25 protein-coding genes and 1 pseudogene are annotated in these 22,587 nt (G+C 43.4%); 1 reads left to right on the forward strand and 25 read right to left on the reverse strand.

Annotated features, from left to right (window positions below; all coding sequences use genetic code 11):
* The 17 genes and pseudogenes from BLP80_RS02415 to glmU form a co-directional block, all read right to left on the reverse strand.
* Positions 1–135 (reverse strand): annotated as a pseudogene (locus BLP80_RS02415) (IS5/IS1182 family transposase); the annotation flags it as partial.
* A gap of 143 nt (positions 136–278) precedes the next feature.
* Positions 279–968 (reverse strand): 7-cyano-7-deazaguanine synthase QueC, encoded by a 690-nt coding sequence (gene queC / locus BLP80_RS02420; protein WP_090539797.1) that lies wholly within the window; start codon positions 966–968, stop codon positions 279–281.
* A 57-nt stretch (positions 969–1,025) separates the two neighbouring features.
* Positions 1,026–1,715, reverse strand: a complete 690-nt coding sequence (gene queE / locus BLP80_RS02425; protein ID WP_090539799.1) for a 7-carboxy-7-deazaguanine synthase QueE — start codon at positions 1,713–1,715, stop codon at positions 1,026–1,028.
* Positions 1,716–1,763: 48 nt separating this feature from the next.
* Positions 1,764–2,564, reverse strand: coding sequence for a tol-pal system protein YbgF (gene ybgF / locus BLP80_RS02430; protein WP_090539801.1), 801 nt, complete (start codon positions 2,562–2,564; stop codon positions 1,764–1,766).
* Positions 2,564–3,079 carry a peptidoglycan-associated lipoprotein Pal gene (gene pal, locus BLP80_RS02435; protein WP_090539802.1) on the reverse strand — a complete coding sequence of 172 codons (516 nt, stop codon included), beginning with the start codon at positions 3,077–3,079 and terminating at the stop codon, positions 2,564–2,566. The genes ybgF and pal overlap by 1 nt, the downstream gene beginning before the upstream one ends.
* Before the next feature lie 16 nt (positions 3,080–3,095).
* Entirely contained in the window at positions 3,096–4,415 is a 1,320-nt protein-coding gene (tolB, locus tag BLP80_RS02440) for a Tol-Pal system beta propeller repeat protein TolB (RefSeq protein ID WP_090539804.1), read from the reverse strand.
* A 36-nt stretch (positions 4,416–4,451) separates the two neighbouring features.
* Positions 4,452–5,411 carry a cell envelope integrity protein TolA gene (gene tolA / locus BLP80_RS02445; RefSeq protein WP_090539806.1) on the reverse strand — a complete coding sequence of 320 codons (960 nt, stop codon included), beginning with the start codon at positions 5,409–5,411 and terminating at the stop codon, positions 4,452–4,454.
* 14 nt (positions 5,412–5,425) lie between these two features.
* Positions 5,426–5,842 (reverse strand): protein TolR, encoded by a 417-nt coding sequence (tolR, locus tag BLP80_RS02450; protein WP_176754242.1) that lies wholly within the window; start codon positions 5,840–5,842, stop codon positions 5,426–5,428.
* Between the two features lie 17 nt (positions 5,843–5,859).
* Complete coding sequence (gene tolQ, locus BLP80_RS02455) at positions 5,860–6,543, reverse strand: protein TolQ (RefSeq protein ID WP_090539808.1); 684 nt, start codon at positions 6,541–6,543, stop codon at positions 5,860–5,862.
* 6 nt (positions 6,544–6,549) lie between these two features.
* Positions 6,550–6,984 (reverse strand): tol-pal system-associated acyl-CoA thioesterase, encoded by a 435-nt coding sequence (gene ybgC, locus BLP80_RS02460; protein WP_090539810.1) that lies wholly within the window; start codon positions 6,982–6,984, stop codon positions 6,550–6,552.
* 39 nt (positions 6,985–7,023) lie between these two features.
* Positions 7,024–8,064 (reverse strand): Holliday junction branch migration DNA helicase RuvB, encoded by a 1,041-nt coding sequence (gene ruvB / locus BLP80_RS02465; RefSeq protein ID WP_090539812.1) that lies wholly within the window; start codon positions 8,062–8,064, stop codon positions 7,024–7,026.
* 20 nt (positions 8,065–8,084) lie between these two features.
* Positions 8,085–8,669, reverse strand: coding sequence for a Holliday junction branch migration protein RuvA (gene ruvA, locus BLP80_RS02470; RefSeq protein ID WP_090539814.1), 585 nt, complete (start codon positions 8,667–8,669; stop codon positions 8,085–8,087).
* Positions 8,666–9,181, reverse strand: a complete 516-nt coding sequence (gene ruvC, locus BLP80_RS02475; protein ID WP_090539816.1) for a crossover junction endodeoxyribonuclease RuvC — start codon at positions 9,179–9,181, stop codon at positions 8,666–8,668. Before ruvC ends, ruvA begins: the two co-directional genes overlap by 4 nt.
* A 20-nt stretch (positions 9,182–9,201) precedes the next feature.
* Complete coding sequence (locus tag BLP80_RS02480) at positions 9,202–9,927, reverse strand: YebC/PmpR family DNA-binding transcriptional regulator (RefSeq protein ID WP_090539818.1); 726 nt, start codon at positions 9,925–9,927, stop codon at positions 9,202–9,204.
* Between the two features lie 465 nt (positions 9,928–10,392).
* Positions 10,393–10,707, reverse strand: coding sequence for a hypothetical protein (locus BLP80_RS02485; protein WP_143002213.1), 315 nt, complete (start codon positions 10,705–10,707; stop codon positions 10,393–10,395).
* A gap of 84 nt (positions 10,708–10,791) precedes the next feature.
* Positions 10,792–12,639, reverse strand: a complete 1,848-nt coding sequence (glmS, locus tag BLP80_RS02490; protein ID WP_090539821.1) for a glutamine--fructose-6-phosphate transaminase (isomerizing) — start codon at positions 12,637–12,639, stop codon at positions 10,792–10,794.
* Between the two features lie 41 nt (positions 12,640–12,680).
* A complete protein-coding gene (gene glmU / locus BLP80_RS02495) occupies positions 12,681–14,054 on the reverse strand; it encodes a bifunctional UDP-N-acetylglucosamine diphosphorylase/glucosamine-1-phosphate N-acetyltransferase GlmU (protein WP_090539823.1) in 1,374 nt (457 codons plus the stop codon).
* Between the two features lie 369 nt (positions 14,055–14,423).
* Between glmU and BLP80_RS02500 the strand changes: the two genes are divergently transcribed.
* Complete coding sequence (locus BLP80_RS02500) at positions 14,424–15,737, forward strand: IS1380 family transposase (protein ID WP_090539825.1); 1,314 nt, start codon at positions 14,424–14,426, stop codon at positions 15,735–15,737.
* 370 nt (positions 15,738–16,107) lie between these two features.
* Here the strand turns inward: BLP80_RS02500 and BLP80_RS02505 are convergent, their stop codons facing one another.
* From BLP80_RS02505 to atpB, 8 genes are read right to left on the reverse strand one after another with little or no spacing between them, the layout of a single operon-like run.
* A complete protein-coding gene (locus BLP80_RS02505) occupies positions 16,108–16,530 on the reverse strand; it encodes a F0F1 ATP synthase subunit epsilon (protein ID WP_090539827.1) in 423 nt (140 codons plus the stop codon).
* A 19-nt stretch (positions 16,531–16,549) separates the two neighbouring features.
* Positions 16,550–17,929: a F0F1 ATP synthase subunit beta gene (gene atpD / locus BLP80_RS02510; protein ID WP_090539829.1), complete on the reverse strand. Its 1,380-nt coding sequence runs from the start codon at positions 17,927–17,929 to the stop codon at positions 16,550–16,552.
* A 27-nt stretch (positions 17,930–17,956) separates the two neighbouring features.
* Positions 17,957–18,838 carry a F0F1 ATP synthase subunit gamma gene (gene atpG / locus BLP80_RS02515; protein ID WP_090539831.1) on the reverse strand — a complete coding sequence of 294 codons (882 nt, stop codon included), beginning with the start codon at positions 18,836–18,838 and terminating at the stop codon, positions 17,957–17,959.
* Between the two features lie 3 nt (positions 18,839–18,841).
* Positions 18,842–20,383 carry a F0F1 ATP synthase subunit alpha gene (atpA, locus tag BLP80_RS02520; protein ID WP_090539833.1) on the reverse strand — a complete coding sequence of 514 codons (1,542 nt, stop codon included), beginning with the start codon at positions 20,381–20,383 and terminating at the stop codon, positions 18,842–18,844.
* Positions 20,384–20,394: 11 nt separating this feature from the next.
* Positions 20,395–20,931: a F0F1 ATP synthase subunit delta gene (locus BLP80_RS02525; protein ID WP_090539835.1), complete on the reverse strand. Its 537-nt coding sequence runs from the start codon at positions 20,929–20,931 to the stop codon at positions 20,395–20,397.
* Positions 20,931–21,404: a F0F1 ATP synthase subunit B gene (locus BLP80_RS02530; protein WP_090539836.1), complete on the reverse strand. Its 474-nt coding sequence runs from the start codon at positions 21,402–21,404 to the stop codon at positions 20,931–20,933. Before BLP80_RS02530 ends, BLP80_RS02525 begins: the two co-directional genes overlap by 1 nt.
* Before the next feature lie 41 nt (positions 21,405–21,445).
* Positions 21,446–21,718: a F0F1 ATP synthase subunit C gene (gene atpE / locus BLP80_RS02535; RefSeq protein ID WP_090539839.1), complete on the reverse strand. Its 273-nt coding sequence runs from the start codon at positions 21,716–21,718 to the stop codon at positions 21,446–21,448.
* Between the two features lie 53 nt (positions 21,719–21,771).
* On the reverse strand, positions 21,772–22,581 hold the full coding sequence (gene atpB, locus BLP80_RS02540; RefSeq protein WP_090539841.1) for a F0F1 ATP synthase subunit A: 810 nt from the start codon (positions 22,579–22,581) through the stop codon (positions 21,772–21,774).
* Positions 22,582–22,587: the final 6 nt, after the last annotated feature.

The following is a 22,587-nucleotide window of genomic DNA, read 5'->3' on the forward strand; positions in this document are numbered from 1 at the left end:
CGGACAACCAACCCGCATTCGGTATAGCACACCCTCCACCGTCATGCGCAGATTGCGCTTGTTATAAATCGCTTCTTGAAGCAGAATCTTCTCCAGCTTCGGCCAGAATTCATCGGTGAGCATCAGTCGGGGCATCGTAAACTCGTTTTGTGGGGGGGTGTAAAAATCTCTCAATATTACGAGTTTACTTCGATTTATGAAATACTTACCTCAAAACGTCAACAGACCCTAGCACATTCCACCCATAATTTAACCTGAAACTGGAGAACCAGACTGCTTCATATTAGTTCTAAGGCATTTCTATACCGTGTCGGATCGGGTATCTCTGCTACCAAAAATCCCGCCATGCGTAAGCGGCAGGCGTCACAGAGACCACAAGCAAATCCACTTTCATCAGCCTGATAACAGGATACAGTTAAGCCATAATCGACCCCTAGCTCTATGCCTAAGCAGATGATCTCTTTCTTAGATAAATGCATAAGAGGTGCATGCAGAGTCAGCTTATTCCCCTCCCTAGCAGTTTTGGTTGCGAGATTCGACATTTTCTCGAATGCTTCAATATAATCTGGCCGGCAATCTGGATAACCAGAATAATCAATAGCATTAATACCGATAAATATATCGTGACTTTCGAGTACCTCTGCCCAGGCTAATGCTAAGGAAAGCATAATCGTATTTCTGGCAGGAACGTAGGTAACAGGAATACCAGCCATTATTCCTTCAATAGGAATAGCAATGGATTCGTCAGTAAGTGCAGACCTCCCCAATATACTCAAGTCAATGCTGACGGTACGATGCTCTTGTACGCCCATGGATTGGCCAATCTTCAGTGCTGCTGCTAACTCAGATTGATGACGTTGACCATAATCAATACTCAACGCATAGCATTCAAATTGCTTGGCACGAGCAATAGCAAGTGTCGTCGTAGAATCTAATCCACCCGATAAAAGTACGACCGCTTTTCTCATAAATCTATAAGACTTCTAAAGAAAAAAACAATTCTCAGAATCGTATTTGCTGGATCATTATCGCCCCGCGACTTCTCCCCAAAGCATTTTATGAAGCTGAAGCTGCAATCTAACCGCTAAGCGATCTTTTAATATCCAGTCCGCAAGCAAAGCTGGGTCAAGCTGACCATGCACCGGTGAAAACAATACCGGACAAATCTGATCGAGGTGCCGCTCATAAAACACACCAACCGCCCATTGATAATCTGCTTTATCACATAAAACAAATTTCAATTCATCATGACAGGTTAAATATTCAAGATTAGACCACAGATTCTTCGTAACTTCACCTGAACCAGGTGTCTTGATATCCACGATCTTGGAAACCCGTTTATCCACTTTGGATACATCGAGTGCTCCGCTTGTTTCAATAGATACTGAATAGCCCGCATCACATAAGACGGTAAGCAGTGTCAGACAAGCTTTCTGCGCCAGAGGCTCACCGCCAGTAACCGTAATGTAGCGAGATGCATAACTTGAAGCTTCATCCAACACCTCAGCAATTGACATGTTTCTGCCTCCCGAGAATGCATACTCAGTATCACAATATCCACACCGTAGCGGGCAACCAGTCAAACGGATAAACACTGTCGGCAAACCGACGCGACTGGTTTCTCCTTGCAAAGAATAAAATACCTCACTAACACGCAATACTTCTGTTTCGGGCTTGTGTGTAGAATGTTGTTGTAGCGAAAAGGGGAAATGCATTACATCTTAAGAGACGGCTTCAACAACCGCCTCTTTCATTGTTAAATTTTATTTTAAGCTAGCGAGGCGACGCTTAGCTTTTTCGGCAGCCTCACTATTGGGATATTTTGTGATTAAATTTTGTAGTATTTTTTTGGCTGCGGGAACCTCAGCCATTTCCAATTGACTGCTTGCAATATTAAGCATGGCATCAGGTGCTTTTGAGCTGTTAGGATAATGCTCGACCACTTTTTGCTGGGTGCTGATGGCTGCTTTGAAATCACGTAGCGCATAATATGCATTCCCTATCCAATAGGTCGCCCCTGGTGCCAAATTAGAGGTAGGGTAACGTTTGAGAAAATTTTCAAACTGAGCGATAGCTCCCGAGTAATCACCTTCTTTGAACAAATTATAACTCGTGTTATACGTATCACGTTCTGACATGTCTGTAGGTTGTGCTACAGGACTCGCCCCAGCTGTCACTGCGGTAGCAGGAAGTGGCGCATGTAGTGGAGAATCCAGGCTAATCGGTGTATCGCGGGATGCTGGCTCTACCTGTCTCAGTCGGCCATCCAGATCGATGTAGAAATCCTTCTGCTGTTTTTTCAGAAGCTTATTTTCTTCACTCAGTATTTCAATTTGCCCATGCAGTTTTCCAAGCTCGATTTTAAACGCTTCGATCTGACTATAAAGCTCTAATATTGCCTGATTTTTAAGCGTTTCCTCCATACTACCAATACGCGCTTCCACCTCTTGTATTTGTTTATTTAATAGCTCAATTTGCTCACGCGCTTGTGCGTCATCAAATAATCCGGCGAAACTTACATTACAACTAAACAAAAACAATAGTATGGAAGCGCGTACAAACATCAGTATTCTCCTTGATAAAGAATATCGGCACGGCGGTTCTCAGTCCATGAGGACTCATCACGACTTGTTGCACGAGGTTTTTCTTCACCTAAGCTTACAGCCTCAATCTGATGATCGCGCGCGCCCGAGAGCAACATGGCATTCTTCACACTTTCTGCACGACGCTGGCCAAGTGCAAGATTATACTCACGGCTTCCACGCTCGTCTGTGTTACCTTGCAGCAATACCTTTGCATTTGAATTGTCTCGCAGGTACTTGGCATGTGCCAACACTAACTCTCTATACTGGCTTTTTATTGTATAACTATCAAAGTCGAAATAAACACTACGCTGAGACAGAATGTTAGAAGGATCTCGCAATGGATTCATGGCAAACCCACCCGATCCCATGCCATCTTGAGCACCCATACCACCGCTCCCCATGGTTCGGTCCTCCACTTCACCTGTAGGTTGTGTCGATTGACTTGCGCACGCTGACAATAAACAAATTATCAACACACTCAAAATTTTTTTCATTTCTTACCTTATAAAATTAGTTAACGAAGTTACCCGTACGCTGTGATTTCAGCAAAGGACCCCATACCGGTTCTCTGATATCGCCAGTTTGTGATGAAAGACGCTGCTTCGTTTGTCCATCGCTCGAAACGGCGGATAATATACCACGTCCGCCTATTTCAGTAGCGTATAAAATCATCTTGCCATTTGGCGCAAAGCTAGGAGATTCATCGAACCTTGAATCGGTAAGTAATTGCATTTGCCGTCTAGCAAAATCTTGTACTGCAACATTAAACTTGCCACCATTACGATGAATATAGGCAAAACTTTTCCCATCGGGACTATACCGTGGACTTACATTATAGCTTCCTTCAAATGTAAGGCGCTCAGCCACACCTGCTTTATCCCCTGTTATCGCCATGCGATATATTTGTGGACTACCCCCACGATCAGAGGTGAAAATAATCGACTGCCCATCCGGAGAAAAGCTGGGCTCCGTATCAATTCCCGAGCTTTGAGCAAGTCTTTGCAGTCCACTCCCACCCGCATTAATCAAAAAAATTTGCGATCCCCCCTGCATAGTCAATACCACGGCCAGCCTGCTGCCATCAGGGGACCAAGCCGGCGCACTGTTACTGCCCTTAAAATTAGCAATAGCTTTTCGTTCACGAGTTGACAGTGTTTGTACGTAAACAACCGGCTTTTTGTTCTCAAATGAGACATAGGCAAGTTTGCTACCATCAGGGGACCAAGCGGGTGAAATAATAGGCTCAGTATATTCGATGACTGACCGAGCATTAAAGCCATCAGAATCGGCTACTTGCAACGCATATTTATTGCCTTGTTTCATGACATAAGCAATATGGGTGCTAAATACCCCAATATTACCAGTCAATGTTTCATAAATAATATCAGCAATACGATGTGCAACCGCGCGCAACTGATCGGCCGGGACCGTACCTGCAAATCCAGTCAACTGTGTGCGCTTTGCAACATCCATCAAGCGAAAGCGCACATCGATCCGCCCATCAGGCAAAATCGTCGTACTGCCTATCACGAGCGCGCTTGCTCCCCGATTCTGCCAATCTGCGTAAACGACCTCTTCCGGTTCATGAGGCGTGAGACCCGATGAATCAGTCAGCCTGAAACTACCTGTCCGTTCCAAATCAGCTGCCACCACCGTCGTTATACTCTGCGGAAGCCTTGATTCAGCAGAAAACGGGACAATAGCAATGGGGATTCTGGATGCACCTCCCCCAAATATTTCGATATTAAGCGCAGCATGAAGCGGCGCATGCATGATCGACAAAAACAAAAAGAACACATAAAAAGAAAGGGGATGTAAATAATTCCGCATAGCAGCAACTCTCAAAAAAATTGCATTCTATAAAAATTAAAGCGAGTCACGATAATGTACCGTAAGATTAAAATCACGAAACTCTCTGAATAACGCTGGATCAGGCGGTATAGGTAGTGGTGTAGACAAGAAAATAGCTCTCTCCACCGCTTCGTCAAATGCAGAATAACCACTTGCTCTGCGTAACATCACATTCAACACCTCGCCACCTGGCAAGAGTGTTACCTTGAAGTCAACGACCGGATTACCCGGCAGATCGGGCGGCATGACAATACGACTTCTGATTTTTGCCTGAATCATCGCCTTATACTTGGCTACTTCATCCATTTGCTTGGTTTTTTCCGCAGCAGCTTTTTGCGCAATGGCTTCCCGCTCACGTTGCTGCTGCTTGATCTCCTCAGCCTGTTGCTGCTCCTTGAGCAGCTTCTCTTTCTCCAGATCAGGCTTTTTCGTTGTTTCCTTAACCACTTCTGGTTTTGCTACCTTCTCCTTGACTGGTTCAAGTTTAGGTTTGGGGGGAGTCTCTTTAACTGGCTCGGGTTGCTTTGTGGCTTCCTTTACTGGCTGAGGTTTTATCGTTTTTTCCTTGATCTCAATAGTTGGTTTTTTAGGCGGTGGCGGTGATTCCACTTTAATCGGCTCAGGTGTAGAAGGCGTCTCTTTAACTGGCTCGGGTTGTTTTGTCATTTCCTTTACCGGCTGAGGTTTTACTGTTTTCTCCTTGATCTCAGTAGCGGTTTTTTTGGGCGGCGGGGGAGCTTCTACCCTGGCTACCTCAGGTTTAGGCGCCGTTTGTTTGGCAACAGGAATAGGCTTGACGGGTTGTGGCAGATCACTCCACAAATCGACGACCATCGTTTCAGCGGGTTCGTTTTTCCAGCTTAAACCAAAAACCATGAATGCAAAAAAGACAAGGTGGACGAGCAAAGCCAGTACGGCAGCCCGCAATAACCCAGGTTCCGCATGTGAAACATCTCGCCAAGCTGTCACATTCATCGTTGCTTACATGCTTATCTAGGTTTTGTAAGCAGCCCAACTTTATTGACTTGCTCTTGCTGTAATATGTCCATGATGTTAATTACTTCTTCATAACGAACATTTTTATCAGCAGCGATCACCACAGGCTGCTCAGCATTTTGTGCCTGCTTATTTTTAACTGCTTTTACAAGCTCGGTACGAGTCATTTTCTGCTCACTACCCGCTTTGCTACGATCACGTAATGTCAGGCCACCATCTGCAGCAACGATGACTTCCATTGGTTCAACCGGTGCTGTTGATGACTTACCGATTTGAGGGAGTTCAATTTGACCGGGATGAATAAGGGGTGCCGTAATCATGAAAATAACCAGTAATACCAGCATTACATCAATATACGGTACGACATTGATTTCGTTCATTAGACGACGTTTAGCTCGACGATTAATCATGCGATGGCCATGTTCTCTTATAATTTTGCTGCCCGTCGCTGCAACACATTGGATAGCTCCTCCATAAAACTTTCATACCGTGTTGCTAACTGACTGGTATCACTTGCATAACGATTATAAGCAATAACTGCCGGAATCGCTGCAAACAAACCCATCGCTGTCGCAATTAACGCTTCTGCAATGCCAGGCGCGACATGCGCAATCGTCGCTTGTGTTAAATTAGACAATTCGCGAAATGCATTCATAATACCCCAAACCGTGCCAAATAAACCCACATAGGGACTCACTGACCCTACAGTCGCCAAAAAAGACAGATGGGACTCCAGTCTATCCATTTCACGTTGATAAGCAGCACGCATTGCGCCCCGTGTACTATCCATCATCGCACCAATATCCATGCCAGCTTGATGCTTGGTAAATTCACGGAACCCTGCCTCAAAAATACGCTCCATACTCCCCGCCATGTCACGTGCGCCAGCCGCCCGCTGGTACAGCGCGTTTAAATCTACTCCTCTCCAGAAAGTATTTTCAAACTCGTCACTTTGTTTGATCGCCAGTCTAATTGCAAACATCTTACGAAAAATAAACCACCATGATAACAATGACGCAATCAATAAAAGTAGCATAACCAGTTGAACAGGCAGGCTGGCGCTGCTAACCAGGTAAAAAAGCGATAAATCTTGGGTAACAGTCGTGTTCATAATAATTTATTTCTCGATTTTTTGACGAAGCGGCATCGGTACACTCACTGGCTTGAGACTGTCCACGCCCACACATACCACATGAATAATTGCACTGACTAACATGACCTGATCTCGTAATACTTGCTGAAATAATGTAATGCGGCTTCTGCCTATCTCTGTTACTTGAACGGTAACATGTAATAAGTCATCGAGAAGCGCTGGCTTGAAATATTCAATATTAAGTGACCGCACCATAAAAATTATTTTATGGTCTTGAATCAATGTATTAACGGCAAATCCTATTTCTCGTAGCCATTCGTAGCGGGCGCGCTCCATAAAATTAAGATAGGTGGCATGATAAACGACTCCTCCTGTGTCGGTATCCTGATAATAAACCCGTACTGAATAAGAGAAGATATCGCCAGATAAAGCAAACTGTGTTTGATGCTGAGAGCTCATTTAATCTAATGTTTATTATTTACAAAAGTTATCAACACTTTAACACTCTCCCCATAGATCATCCACCACATTACTTTTCGATGGAATAATGTTGAAATGCTGATAAGTAATAGCTGTAGCCATGCGGCCACGCGGCGTGCGCTTCAAGAATCCTTGCTGAATTAAGTATGGTTCCAAAACATCTTCAATTGTGTCACGCTCTTCGTTGATGGCTGCAGCAAGATTATCTATACCGACAGGACCACCTTCAAATTTTTCAAGTACGGCCAATAATAGCTTTCTATCTAACACGTCAAGCCCGATCGCATCCACATCCAGCATTTTTAAAGCTGCATCTGCCACAGGTTGCGTAACACATCCTTCGGCCTTGATTTCTGCAAAATCTCGGACCCTTCGCAACAACCGGTTCGCAATACGAGGCGTGCCTCGCGATCGGCACGCAATCTCCTTTGCCCCCTCTAAAGAAGCTCTGACATTCAGCAATCCCGCCGAACGCATCACGATTTTACTTAATTCATCAGCAGTATAAAACTCCAATCGTGACACAATGCCAAAACGATCTCTCAGCGGATTTGTCAACATGCCCGCGCGCGTAGTGGCCCCCACCAAAGTAAAGGGCGGTAAATCAATCTTGACTGAGCGAGCAGCTGGCCCTTCCCCAATCATGATATCGAGCTGATAGTCTTCCAGTGCAGGATAAAGAATCTCCTCCACTACTGGTGAAAGCCGGTGAATTTCATCGATAAACAAAACGTCATTAGGCTCAAGATTAGTTAACAACGCAGCCAAATCACCCGCTCTCTCCAAAACGGGACCTGAAGTTTGACGCAAGTTAACGCCCATTTCCCTGGCAATAATATGCGCCAATGTCGTTTTGCCTAAACCGGGGGGACCGAATAACAATACGTGATCTAAAGATTCCTTTCGTCGTCGTGCTGCTTCGATAAATATTTGTAGTTGCCCCCGAATCTTTTCCTGTCCGACATATTCTTCAAGTTGCTTGGGACGTAACGCGCGTTCCGATACCTCTTCTTGAGAAGAAAACGATGTTGCGGCAATGATTCGATCTGTCTCTATCATTCAGTTATTCGGGAAATGCGTTATTTTTCTTTTGAAAGAAGCTTTAATGCTTGTTTGATGCCATCTGAAACAGTGATATTTTGGGGCAATTGTTTGACTGCCCAATCTACTTCCCGGTCATTATAGCCCAGCGAGCGCAATGCATTGAATATGTCATTATCACTTCTAGCAGAAGCAGTCACTACATCAAAATGGCTTTCATCAAAATCAAGTTTGTCCCGCAACTCTAAAAGTAATCGCTCAGCAGTTTTTTTCCCTATTCCCGGGATTTTGATAAGACGTACAGCATCCTGGGTTGCTACTGCATGATGGATATCTGATACACTTAATCCGGATAAGAGAGCCAAAGCAGTTCTTGCACCAATCCCAGAAATTTTCATTAGCTGGCGAAAAACAAGTCGTTCAGCCTCAGTACCAAATCCATACAATAAATGGGCATCGTCCCTGACGATGAATTGAGTATAAAGTGTTACGGCTTCTCCAGTAGCAGGTAGATGATAGAAAGTACTCATCGGCACATCTATTTCATAGCCAATTCCTTGCACATCTATCAGCACGAGAGGAGGACGTTTCTCAAGCAAAACGCCTGTTATCTTCCCTATCACACCACCCTTCCACGCTTTAGGTAATAATACATAGCTGCGGCAGATCCTGACCCGCCATGAGCATGACAAATCGCGCAAGCAAGCGCATCAGAGGCATCGATCCCAGGTTTTCCCTCAAGTCTTAATAGCCTTACAACCATTTCCTGTACTTGCTCTTTTTTGGCATGACCATTGCCAACCACTGCTTGTTTGATCTGCAACGCAGTATATTCAGATACTTCGAGACTATTAAGCACAGCAGCACAAATTGCTGCACCGCGCGCCTGCCCAAGTAATAAAGTTGATTTTGGATTAATGTTAACAAAGACTTGTTCTATTGCAACATAATGGGGGTCATGTTGCAGAATAATGCTATTAAGGCCATCAAGAATCAGTTTTAAACGGGGTGGCAGCTTACTGTCTGATGATGTTTTGATACAACCACTGCTTACATAAGCCAATTTGCTGCCCATTTTATCGATTATCCCAAATCCAGTAATATGCAAACCGGGATCTATACCAAGGATACGAATTTCCTCACCTTCCCGGTAAACTAGCCATCAATAACTGCATTAGTGTGAACCTCCTGCACATCATCAATATTTTCTAATGCATCTAATAGTTTTTGCATTCTGACTGCATCATCTCCGGTCAATAAAATCTCGTTTATCGGTTTCATAGTGACTTCAGCAAGCTCAGCTTTAAAGCCCACTTTTTCTAATCCAGCTTTAACTGTAATAAATTCATAAGGTGCTGTAATGACTTCTATGCTTTTATCTTCATTACTAATAACGTCTTCAGCTCCTGCTTCCAGAGCCACTTCTATTACTCGCTCTTCATCCGTGCCGGGTGCAAAAAGTAATTGACCACAATGCTTGAATAGAAATGCGACCGAGCCATCCGTACCCAAGTTACCCCCATATTTGGTGAATGCATGACGTACATCTGCGACGGTTCGCGTCCGATTATCCGTCATACAATCTACTATGATTGCAGCACCTGCCACCCCATAACCTTCGTAACGGATTTCTTCATAGCTCACCCCCTCCAGATCACCACATCCACGCTTTATCGCGCGCTCTACATTGTCTTTAGGCATATTATGTTCATATGCCTTATCAATAGCGAGCCGCAATCGAGGATTACTCCCTGGGTCAGCCCCTCCCAATCGAGCTGCAATGGTTATTTCCTTGATCAATCGCGTGAAAATCTTGCCACGCTTGGCATCCTGTGCAGCTTTCTTATGTTTAATATTAGCCCACTTGCTGTGACCTGCCATTGGTTTCCTTTCTTATTGAAAATAATACAATCCTATCATCCCATACCCTATGAATAAAGTAGGGACGTTATTAAACAAACTTTGTTTCCATTCAAAATTTTTTCGAAGAGTAAAATCCCAAAGACATCTGAATTTCGTATCATACAGCCTGATTTACAGGTTTATAAATAAATTGAGGGTAATTTCATAAGAAGCTGTTTAGAATCTTTTTACTGAAAACTCCTGTTGCTATTAAATTTGCAGAATGAGGAAATACATCTCAAGCACATCAATCGAAAGCAGTTTGAAATTAGTCAGGAATAACTGGGGCACACCAAGAAGAAGCCATGTCCGTGGCAAACGGATCTGGATAGGTATTGTGTATCTGACTGGAGGTTCCGAAGCGTAGCTACCAATGGTGAATGTTACCGAGTGACTTTCTCCAAAATGGTGTACGGTCTCTGCGTATTTCCGCCTGTGGAACACCTAACCATCGGAAAAAGGATTAAGCCTGGCTCTACCAGCCATTAAAAAGCAAATTGTGCGGTTCGCGCCAGTCATGGGTGCAACGTGAAAATGCCATTTTTCCGGATTGATGCGCGGAATGTGAAAAAGTGTGAAAAATACGGACAGCGCAGAAAGCAAAGGATTGAGGTATGGCTCGACCACGCGTAAGCACCCAAATAGCCTATCGACACAACTCGAATTGCTCCACACAACCCGAATTGCTCCACCGAGCTGAGTTTTCTTAAATCGCCTTTTTCCATGCGTCATCAGACCCACAAAATACAGGAAATTCAATCCATTTGCGGGTCTGATCTATCATTTCTAATGTGTAAGCGTAGTCCAAAATGCAAGGATCGTTAAAGAAAATCTCTCCAACAATTATTCGACTGTTACTGCTTTTGCTAAATTTCTTGGTTTATCTACATCAGTCCCTTTCTGGAGGGCAACATGATAAGCTAGTAATTGTAATGGAATGGTATGCAGAATAGGGCTTAACATCCCAGCATGCTCTGCTAGTCGGATAATATGCACGCCCTCACTCTCCTGGATTTGGGAATCAGCATCAGCAAAAACGTATAGCTCCCCCCCCCTTGCTCGAACTTCCTGTAAATTGGATTTAAGCTTCTCCAATAGCGCATCATTAGGTGCGATGGCAATGACAGGCATATCCTTATCAACCAAGGCGAGCGGACCATGTTTAAGCTCACCAGCAGCATAAGCTTCTGCATGAATATAGGAGATTTCTTTGAGCTTGAGTGCGCCTTCCAAGGCAATAGGATAATGTACTCCACGCCCAAGGAATAATGCATGACGTTTTTGAAAGAAATTACTAGCCCATTCCATTACCTGCGGCTCAATTTGCAGTGCAAGTTGGATAGCGGCAGGTAAACGCCGCAATGCTATCATAATTTTCTGCTCAAACTCGTTAGAGAATTTATTACGAAGCTTGGCTAATGTTACGGTCAATAGCATCAATGCAGCCAATTGAGTTGTAAATGCCTTGGTAGAAGCTACGCCAATTTCAGGTCCCGCGCGTGTAAGAAAACGCAAATCTGTCTGCCGTATCAATGCGCTCTCAGGGACATTACAAATAGCCAGACTATGCCGATGCCCTAATGACTTAGCATAATTGATTGCAGCTAGTGTATCTGCAGTCTCACCTGATTGGGAGATTCCCACGACGAGTGTGTTAGTATCTGCGATTGGATCACGATAACGGTATTCGCTCGCGATCTCTACACTACAAGGTAATCCTGCTATGGTTTCCAACCAGTATTTAGCAACGAGGCCAGCATGATAACTTGTACCGCAGGCCAATATCAAAATGCCATTAGTCTGTCTAAAAACTTCCTCGGCCTCACTACCGAATAATTGTGGAGAAATGGAATGTGCATTTAATACCATTTCCAATGTGTTAGCGACTGCTACAGGTTGCTCAAATATTTCCTTTTGCATGAAGTGCACATAGGGACCCAACTCCACCGCATCGCGAGTCAAATTACTCTCTTGAACAGCCCGGATCACTTCTTTACCCTTGGTACCATTAATACAACTCAATATGCGATAACCGTCATGATGTAATTCCGCTACATCCCCTTCTTCTAAATAAACCATGTTCCGCGTTACCTGTACTAATGCTGAGGCATCTGATGCAACATAGTTACCCTCTGTTCCCACCCCCAATAACAAGGGCGCACCATTCCGTGCAACTACAATGTGATCAGGTCGCGATTCTTCAACCACAGCAATAGCATAAGCTCCCTGCAACCCTGCAATGGACAGGCAAACTGCTTCCAGCAGATCATGGGTCGTCCTAAGATTGAATGAGATAAGGTGAGCTATCACTTCAGTATCCGTATCCGAAAAAAACTCGAATCCCTCTGATTGAAGACGTTGGCGTATTGCCTCATGATTCTCAATAATACCGTTGTGAACGACAGCTATTTTCTTTTCATCTCCTGATAAATGTGGATGGGCATTCCGCTCGCTAGGAGCGCCATGAGTCGCCCAGCGCGTATGCGCAATACCCGTATATCCCTGTGCTTTCTGGCTATGAGCAAGCTTACCCAATTCAGTCACACGCTCGGTAGTACGCAATCTGTGCAAACTTCCGTTTGCAACAACGATCCCTGCTGAATCGTAGCCCCGATATTCAAGTTTTGATAAACCTTCTAACAAAACTGGCACCACGTCGTATTTAGCAATGGCTCCCACTATTCCACACATAAAATCTCCTTCGCGCTATATTTGTTTAATATAAACATGGACTATGTTTTGTTTTTTTTGGGCCGTTTCCAGCCAGTAACACTCACTTGTTTTGAGCGGGATAACGTTAGTTGATCTTCAGGCGTATCTCGGGTAATTGTAGAACCTGCGCCAATAGTAGAACCTCTCGCTACCCTTATCGGAGCTACCAGTTGCGTATCTGAACCAACAAATACATCATCTTCAATAATAGTCTGATGCTTAAAAGCACCATCATAATTACAAGTTATGGTACCCGCACCAATATTAACCTTTGTACCAATTATGGCATCACCTATGTAACTTAGGTGATTTGCTTTACTACCCATGCCAATATTACTGTTTTTTACCTCGACAAAATTACCAATATGAGCTTCATCATAAAGCCTAGTCCCTGGACGGATGCGCGAGTAGGGCCCTACATGGCAATTTTTTCCTATCTCTGCGTTTTCTATCAGGCTAAATGGAAAAATCGTCGTTCCTGAAGAAACGACGACATTCCGTAAAATGCAATGTGCACCAATTTTAACGTCGTCACCGAGGTGCACAGTCCCCTCAAAAATACAATTGATATCTATTTCAACGTTGCGGCCACAAACAAGCTGCCCCCGCACATCGATACGGGAAGGATCCGTGATCATAACCCCCTGTTCCAAAAGCTCATTTGCATATTCACGCTGATTAATACGTTCAAGTTTAGCTAAATTCGCTTTACTGTTAACGCCCAATATCTCCCAGCCATGAACAGGATAGGAAGCATCAACCCTGAGACCTGCCTCAACAGCCATCTCAATAATATCGGTAAGATAGTATTCACTTTGAGAATTTTTGTTTTGCAACTTGGGTAAAAACTCATGTAAATATGAATTGGGCAATACCATAATGCCTGTATTGATTTCCTGGATTTCAAGCTGTGACTTACTGGCATCCTTTTCCTCGACTATGGCTTGAATCGTGCCTGTTGCTTCATTTCTGATGATTCTCCCATAGCCAAGTGGTGCGTCCAGTTCAGCCGTCAACAAGGCAAAATTGTTTTCTGTAGCTTTTGCGATCAACCTGCCTAGTGTATCCACTTTTATTAGAGGCACATCACCCAACAATACCAGTGTCACCCCCTCAGTATCCAAGTATGGTAAGGTCTGCAATAAAGCATGACCGGTACCTAGTTGAACTTCCTGCTTCACCCAAATAATTTCGCTGTCATTGATCGCTCTCGGCACCCTCTCCCCACCATGCCCATAAACTACGCAGATTTTTTTAGGTGAAAGTGCTCTGGCAACATCAAGTACATGCCCTAATAAAGGTTTCCCAGCCAATACATGTAACACTTTAGGCTGCGATGATTGCATTCTTTTGCCCACTCCGGCGGCCAAGATAACTATATTTAGATTAGTCACGACTGAATGTTCCTCTTATATACATCCACTGCAAATTCACTTTGATTGAATCAACTTTTTTAGCGCTGCCGTCTGCTTAATTATAAATCTTTTAAGTACCCCGACTTTACTAGGACAATTTAGCTTGTCATCGGCCTGTACATGCAATACTTTAGGCTGAGATGATCGCATTCTTTTACTCATTCCGGCAGTCAAGATTACTCTATTTAGATTAGTCGCGACTAAATGTTCTCCTTATATGCCTTCTCCGCACATTCACTTTGATTGGATCAGTCTTTTAGCCCCAATATTGCACGAAGGGAAGTGGCAATTCCGTAATAATTCTTTATAATTCAGTTATCTACACTGAATAAAGAAAAGGAATTGCCAGTGACAAAGTGTACCCAGGAATCCTTTAATTTTCCAGAGGTAAAGAAGCGTACTATTGAAGTAAATTTCCAGGGCGGAGATATTACTTCAGATGGTGGTGTCATGTTATTACGCCAGGCGGATAAACGCATTGGCTTGAGCAAAGCTGTTGCTCAAGCGCTGGAAGATAATCGACGGCAGGCAAGTTGTAAGCATGATAGTTTGGCGCTATTGCGCCAAGGGGTTTATGCATTGGCATGTGGCTATGAAGACCTCAATGATCATCAGCAATTACGTCATGATCTGGCGATTCAATCAGCGGTTGAACGCGAAGAAGTATTGGCGAGCAGTTCCACCTTGTGCCGCTGGGAGAATCAGGCGAATCGACAAACGGCCTGGCATATTCATCGAGTAATGATAGACCGGTTTATGGCTTCATTCAAACAGCCACCCAAAGAACTGATTCTGGATTTTGATGCCACCGATGATGCAGTCCATGGCAAACAGGAGGGTCGTTTCTTTCATGGGTACTACGACCATTACTGCTTTTTACCGCTGTATGTATTTCGCCAGGATCAACTGTTGGTAAGTTATCTGCGGCCGAGCAATATTGATGGGGCAAAACATGCCTGGGCTATCCTATCATTGTTGGTAAAACGGTTCAGGCAAAGCTGGCCTGAAGTTCGTATCATTTTTCGAGGTGACAGTGGTTTTTGCCGCCGCAGAATGCTGGCATGGTGCGAGCGCCATGATGTGGGTTACATCGTGGGTATTGCTCAAAACAAGCGATTGAATGAGATCACTGCGCAATGGCAGCAAGCGGCAGAGAAGCAGTATGCTGCATCAGGTGAGAAGGTACGCTGGTTTGACGAATTTCAATATGCGGCAAAAAGCTGGAAACGGATACGGCGCATCATCGTTAAAATCGAACAGCCTGAGAAAGGCAGCAATCCACGTTATGTGGTTACCAATCTGACAGACAAACCTCAGTCCCTCTATGATAAGCTTTATTGCGCACGCGGTGAAATGGAAAACCGTATCAAGGAACAACAACTTGATCTGTTTGCAGACCGCACCCGTTACCATCGGTGGTGGTCAAATCAATTTCGTCTACTCCTGTCCTCATTGGCTTACATCCTGCTGGAAACCATCCGGCGCCCGGCATTGCAAGGCACCGAACTGGCCCAAGCCTATGTGAGCACATTACGCCTCAAACTGATCAAAATCGGTGCCGTCGTCCTGCGTAATACCCGCCACATTCGCTTTTTACTTGCAAGTAGCTGTCCCTACCAAGAACTGTTCTTCCAAGTCGCAGCTCGACTTGCTTCTGGATAACTCATTGCCGGGATTATGAATCGCCGTTTACCGCATAAAATAGCTATGGGGTGGATGTGCTGCGCCTGTCAACAAAGAAAAACCTCTTTTCTGCCATAATTTCCACCAAAATGCACAGAAAAATGCATTCCATCACAACAAATTCTCAATAGAGATCTGATTTATCCACTTGGAATATGAATCTCTGGCAAATTCACTCTTATTTTTGATGCTCGTGCAATATTCTGGCTAGTGGTTTACACCTTCCGCGAGAAGAAGCCTTCTCCTAATACTAGATTTTCCCTGGCTCTTCCAGCTGTGGTGTAATGATTTTTATACCGAACTCACGCTAATTAAGCATTAGTACATTCTAGATTACTGCTATGTTGTCCTAATGACCTCGACTTCTAAGTTTTTGGATGGCAGTAAGCTGAGCTGCAGCTTCAATTAGCTCTGCTTGCGCACGTGCATATTCGATCTCAGATGTTTTATTTTTCATAGCCTCTTCAGCTCTTCTCTTAGCTTCTAAGGCTTTGGCTTCATCTAGATCTTTGCCACGTATTGCAGTATCGGCTAGTATTGTTATCACGTCTGGCTGGACTTCTAACATGCCACCTGATACGTAAACTGCCTCCTCATCTTTTAAAGGAGCTTTAACTCGCACCATACCAGATCTAATACGAGTAAGCATAGGCGTGTGATTAGGAAAAATACCGACTTCTCCCATAAGTGCAGGAACAACCATAAACTCTGCTGGTCCAGAATATATTGATTCCTCAGCGCTTACTATATCCAGATGAAATATCGTGCCCATTTGGTTTATCTAACTTTAATTATTGAATCGTTTTGGCTTTCTCAATCACTTCTTCGATTCCACCAACCATATAAAAGGCTTGCTCTGGTATATCATCAAAATCACCATTAACAATCCCTTTAAATCCCTTGATTGTTTCCTTCAACGATACATATTTTCCTGATGAACCAGTGAATACTTCTGCAACGAAGAATGGCTGTGATAAGAATCTCTGAATCTTTCTTGCTCTGCTCACAGTTAGCTTATCTTCTGGTGAAAGCTCATCCATACCAAGAATTGCAATAATATCGCGCAACTCCTTGTATCGTTGCAATGTTTGCTGTACTGCGCGAGCAGTATTGTAATGATCTTCTCCAACGATCATAGGATCTAATTGTCGGGAAGTAGAATCAAGTGGATCAACTGCAGGATAAATCCCCAACGAGGCAATATCACGCGACAATACAACCGTAGCATCAAGATGTCCGAATGTTGTAGCAGGCGAAGGATCCGTTAAATCGTCCGCTGGCACATAGACAGCTTGTATGGACGTAATAGAGCCAGCTTTAGAAGATGTAATACGTTCTTGCAAACGCCCCATTTCTTCTGCTAGCGTAGGTTGATAACCTACAGCAGAAGGCATTCGTCCTAATAACGCAGATACTTCTGTTCCAGCAAGTGTGTAACGGTAGATATTATCTACAAAAAACAAAACGTCACGTCCCTCATCACGGAAAGACTCCGCCATGGTTAACCCAGTTAATGCCACACGCAAGCGATTTCCAGGGGGTTCATTCATTTGACCATAAACCAGGGCGACCTTATCCAATACATTGGAATCTTTCATCTCATGGTAAAAGTCATTACCTTCCCTGGTTCTTTCCCCAACACCCGCGAATACTGAGTAACCACTGTGCTCTATCGCAATATTACGGATCAACTCCATCATATTCACTGTTTTTCCTACACCTGCCCCGCCAAACAAACCAATTTTCCCGCCTTTAGCAAACGGACAGATTAAATCAATTACTTTAATGCCCGTTTCTAATAGCTCAGTTGATGCAGAAAGTTGATCAAATGCCGGTGCAGCACGATGGATGGGCATACTTTTATCAGCACCTATATCACCCATTTCATCAATAGGTCTACCCAACACATCCATAATACGACCAAGCGTTTTCGTACCCACAGGAACGGTTATCTGCTTTTCCGTATTTACAACAATCATCCCCCGCCGCAATCCTTCTGAAGATCCGAGCGCAATCGTTCTTACGATTCCATCGCCCAACTGTTGCTGTACTTCAAGTGTTAATTCTGTGCCTTCCATTATCAGTGCGTCATAAACATTAGGAACACTTTCCCTCTGAAATTCAACATCAATGACTGCACCGATACATTGAACAATTTTACCCTGGCTCATTATTGTTCCCTAAAACTAAAATATTGATTAAACAGCGGCTGCACCGCCAACAATTTCTGATAATTCTTTAGTAATTGCGGCCTGACGAGATTTATTGTAAATCAATGTCAATTCATTAATTAAATTACCTGCATTATCTGAAGCAGCCTTCATAGCAACCATTCTAGCAGATTGCTCTGATGCCATATTTTCTGTAACTGCCTGATAGATTAATGCTTCAACATATCTGACCATAATATCATCTATTATCGGCTTCGCTTCAGGCTCATATAGATAATCCCATAATTGTTTATGGTTGGTTTCCTTCACACCTTCACCAATGCGCTCATCGGATAATGGCAATAATTGCTCCATCATGGGCTCTTGCTTCATCGTATTAACAAAACGATTATAGAAAATATAGACTCTATCAAAACGATCTGCAGTATACCCATCAAGTACAATCTTTATAGCACCTATCAATTTCTCGATATTTGGTGTATCGCCAAGACCTATTATCTGAGAAATAATGTTTGCTCCAATGCGCCCCATAAAACCCAGGCCTTTGTTGCCAATGCAACATACTTCTATTTGCTCACCTTCAGCTTCCCAGGTACGCATTTGATTGACAACTTTACGCAAAACATTAGTATTAAGCCCGCCGCACAAACCTTTATCTGAGGTTACTACAATAATGCCAATACGTTTTACCGTATCGCGCTCTATCAAAAAAGGATGACGATATTCCGTACTTGCACGACTCATGTGAGCCGCCACATTGCGAATTTTCTCCCCATATGGTCGTGCTTTTCTCATACGCTCCTGAGCTTTACGCATTTTTGATGCAGCAACCATCTCCATAGCACGAGTAATCTTCTGCGTATTCTTAACGCTTCGGATCTTATTGCGTATCTCCCTGCTTCCAGCCATCGGTTAATATGTCCCGTTTTTCTTGAATTCTTCAATTGCTTCTGATAATGCTTGCTCAGTCGCTTCATCCATATTTTTGGTTGTTTCAATCTTATCCATGATTCCAGCGTGCTGACTACGCATATAACTTCTCAAAGCAGATTCAAATGCCAAACCTCGCTTGACTTCGACATCATCAAGATATCCTTTATTCAGTGCAAATAGAGTCAATGCCATCTCTGATACACTCAATGTAGCAAATTGTGATTGCTTCATCAGCTCGGTTGCCATCTTTCCTCGCTCAAGCTGCTTACGTGTTGCTTCATCCAAATCTGATGCAAACTGTGCAAAGGCAGCAAGTTCTCGATACTGCGCTAACGCTAATCGTATCCCTCCGCCAAGTTTTTTAATTACTTTAGTTTGTGCCGCACCGCCTACACGTGATACTGAGATACCTGCATTAATAGCAGGACGAATACCTGCATTGAACAAGTCTGTTTCAAGAAATATCTGTCCGTCAGTAATGGAAATTACGTTCGTAGGCACGAATGCAGTTACGTCACCTGCTTGTGTTTCAATAATTGGCAATGCTGTTAACGAACCTGTTTTTCCTTTAACTGTGCCATTAGTATATTTTTCAACATAAGCAGCACTCACTCTGGCTGCACGTTCAAGGAGACGAGAATGTAAATAAAATACGTCCCCTGGATAGGCCTCCCGACCTGGAGGTCGGCGGAGTAATAAAGATATTTGGCGATAAGCCCAAGCTTGCTTAGTTAGATCATCATATACGATGAGCGCATCTTGTCCTCTATCACGAAAATATTCACCCATTGTGCAGCCTGAGTAGGGGGCTATAAATTGCATTGCAGCTGACTCGGACGCCGATGCCACGACGACAATTGTGTATTCCATTGCGCCATGTTCTTCTAGCTTGCGAACGACGTTAGCAATTGATGAAGCTTTTTGCCCAATTGCCACATAGATGCAAATCATGTTCTCACCTTTCTGATTGATGATTGCATCTATTGCAACAGCCGTTTTTCCGGTCTGGCGATCCCCAATAATTAATTCGCGCTGACCCCGCCCAACTGGCACCATGGAATCAATAGCTTTAAGTCCAGTTTGAACCGGCTGATCTACAGATTGACGCCATATAACACCTGGTGCAATTTTCTCTATGGGCTCTGTTCCCTGTGCAGTGATAGGTCCTTTCCCATCTATGGGTTGTCCTAATGCATTAACTACCCTCCCTAACAAGCCTTCACCAACTGGAACTTCTAATATCCGCCCTGTACATTTGACTGTATCGCCTTCAGTGAGGTGCTCATATGCACCCAGAATAACCGCACCGACTGAATCCCTTTCTAAATTAAGTGCCAAACCGAAGGTATTGCCTGGGAACTCAAGCATTTCACCTTGCATTACATCTGTGAGTCCATGAATTCGGACGATTCCATCCGTTATTGATACAATGGTACCTTGAGTGCGAACCTCCGAAGAAATTGAAAGTCCTTCAATCCTATTTTTAATCAGCTCGCTGATTTCTGCTGGATTTAACTGCATTTTAATAACTCCTAGCTTTTGAGGGCAACAGACATGGTTTCGAGTTTACCGCGTACGGAGCTATCAATAACTTCATCGCCAATTACTATCTTTACTCCGCCTATTAACTCTGGATCTATGTTTACTTCTGCTTTGATTTTACATTTGAATTTATTTTCAAGCACCGAAACTAATTTCTCTAATTGATCATCTGAAATAGCGTACGCTGAAATAATGTTTGCCTCTAGTGTCCCTTCATGTTGAGCCTTTAGTAGTTCATACAAGCCACTCAATTGCGGAAGCACTTCTAAACGATTATTTTCAATCAATAGAGTAACTAAATTTCTCCCTTCATTATCGAGCTCATCTCCACAGATTTCTAAAATTATTTCTGATAGCTTATCTGTTGCTATGCTTGGATTAGTCACAAGGGCTTGTATTTGTTTTACAGAGGTGACATCTGTAATAACTTTCAGCATATCTGACCAAGACGATAATGTATTCTTTTCTTTTGCTAACTTAAATACTGCCTCAGCATAAGGTCTAGCAATTGTTATTTCCTCAGCCATTACTTCAACTCTTCTTTTATAGATGCAAGTAGATCAGCATGCACTCTGGCATTCACCTCGCGACGCAATATTTTTGTCGCTCCTGCTAACGCCAAGTCCGCAATTTGTTGACGCAACGCCTCTTTTGCTGCAAATACTTCATGTTCAATTTCAGCCTTGGCACCAGTCAATATTCGCTCGCCTTCGATCTTCGCATTTTGCTTGGCTTCTTCAACAACTTCTGCTGCTCGCTTCTCAGCTTGCGTGACAATTTCTGCTGCGCGTTGCTTGGCTTCTTTCAATACTTCTGAAGATCTCTGACTTGCAAGTTCTAGTTCTTTTTTACCACGCTCACCAGCAGCTAAGCCATCAGCAATTTGCTTTTGACGTTCCTCAATTGCACGCAATAGTGGTGGCCACACGAATTTGATCGTAAACCATATAAATACCGAAAAGGCTACTGCTTGTGATATGAGTGTAAAATTAATATTCATAGCCAGCTTCGTGTAAGTTTTTTATTAAATACGAATGAGTATTATTGAACTACCGCTAATAGGGGATTACCAAAAGCAAATAGCATTGCCAAACCAACAGCAATAATGAATGAAGCATCCGTCAAACCTAATAATAAAAACACTTTACCTTGCAGGGTTGGAATCATTTCTGGCTGGCGTGCGGCACCCTCAAGAAATCGACTACACATAATGCCCACACCAATACATGCACCCGCTGCACCGAGCCCAATCATCAAACCAATGCCGATACCGGTGTAAGCTTGTATCATTGCGAGAAATTGCAAGTTTTCCATATTTTTCCCTTCCTTAAAAAAATTTATGTAAAAAAATCTTGTATCTAATCTATTTAATGTGATTCATGCGCCATTGAAAGATAAACCACTGCCAGCATCATAAAGATAAATGCTTGCAGCGCAACTATAAGTATATGAAAAATTAGCCATCCTACACTCAGAATCACGCTAAAAAAGGATCCCGTAACACCAGTCGCAGCCCACATACCTAATAGTAGAAAAATAATCTCTCCTGCGTATATATTTCCGAAAAGCCGCAAAGAATGGGATAGTGGTTTAGACACATACTCAATCAGGTTAAACAGTAAATTCAGTGGCCACAGTATCGGATTTTTACCAAATGGCGTACAAAATAGCTCATGCATCCAACCACCTAATCCTTTAACCTGAATGTTAAAGAATATCATTAGCAACCATATTGAGAGCGCTAATGCAAAAGTGGTGTTGACATCCGTGGTTGGAACACTACGCCAATTATGCAACCCAAACACGTGCTCATATATCCAGGCCATAATATCGATAGGTAAAAAATCCATCATATTAAGCAACAATACCCAAACGAAAATAGTTAATGCTGCCGGCGCTATGAATGTATGCCTATTTCCATGAAATGTATTTTTTACCTCGAAATCAACAAATTCAACGAGTAGCTCTACAAAAGCCTGTCGTTTAGTTGGCACGCCAGGGGTTGCTCGGCGAACGATTAGCCATAAGAAACCCATTCCCAACACACCGAGAATTACTGACATTACCAATGTATCTACATGTAATGTCCAAAAGGGTTCTTCTCCTACTGATTTAGTTAAATTAGTAAGATGATGGGTTATATACGAGGTTGGAGTAAGCTCAAGATCTGATGCCATTATTGA

This window comes from Nitrosomonas sp. Nm132 (assembly GCF_900100485.1).
GTDB lineage: Bacteria > Pseudomonadota > Gammaproteobacteria > Burkholderiales > Nitrosomonadaceae > Nitrosomonas.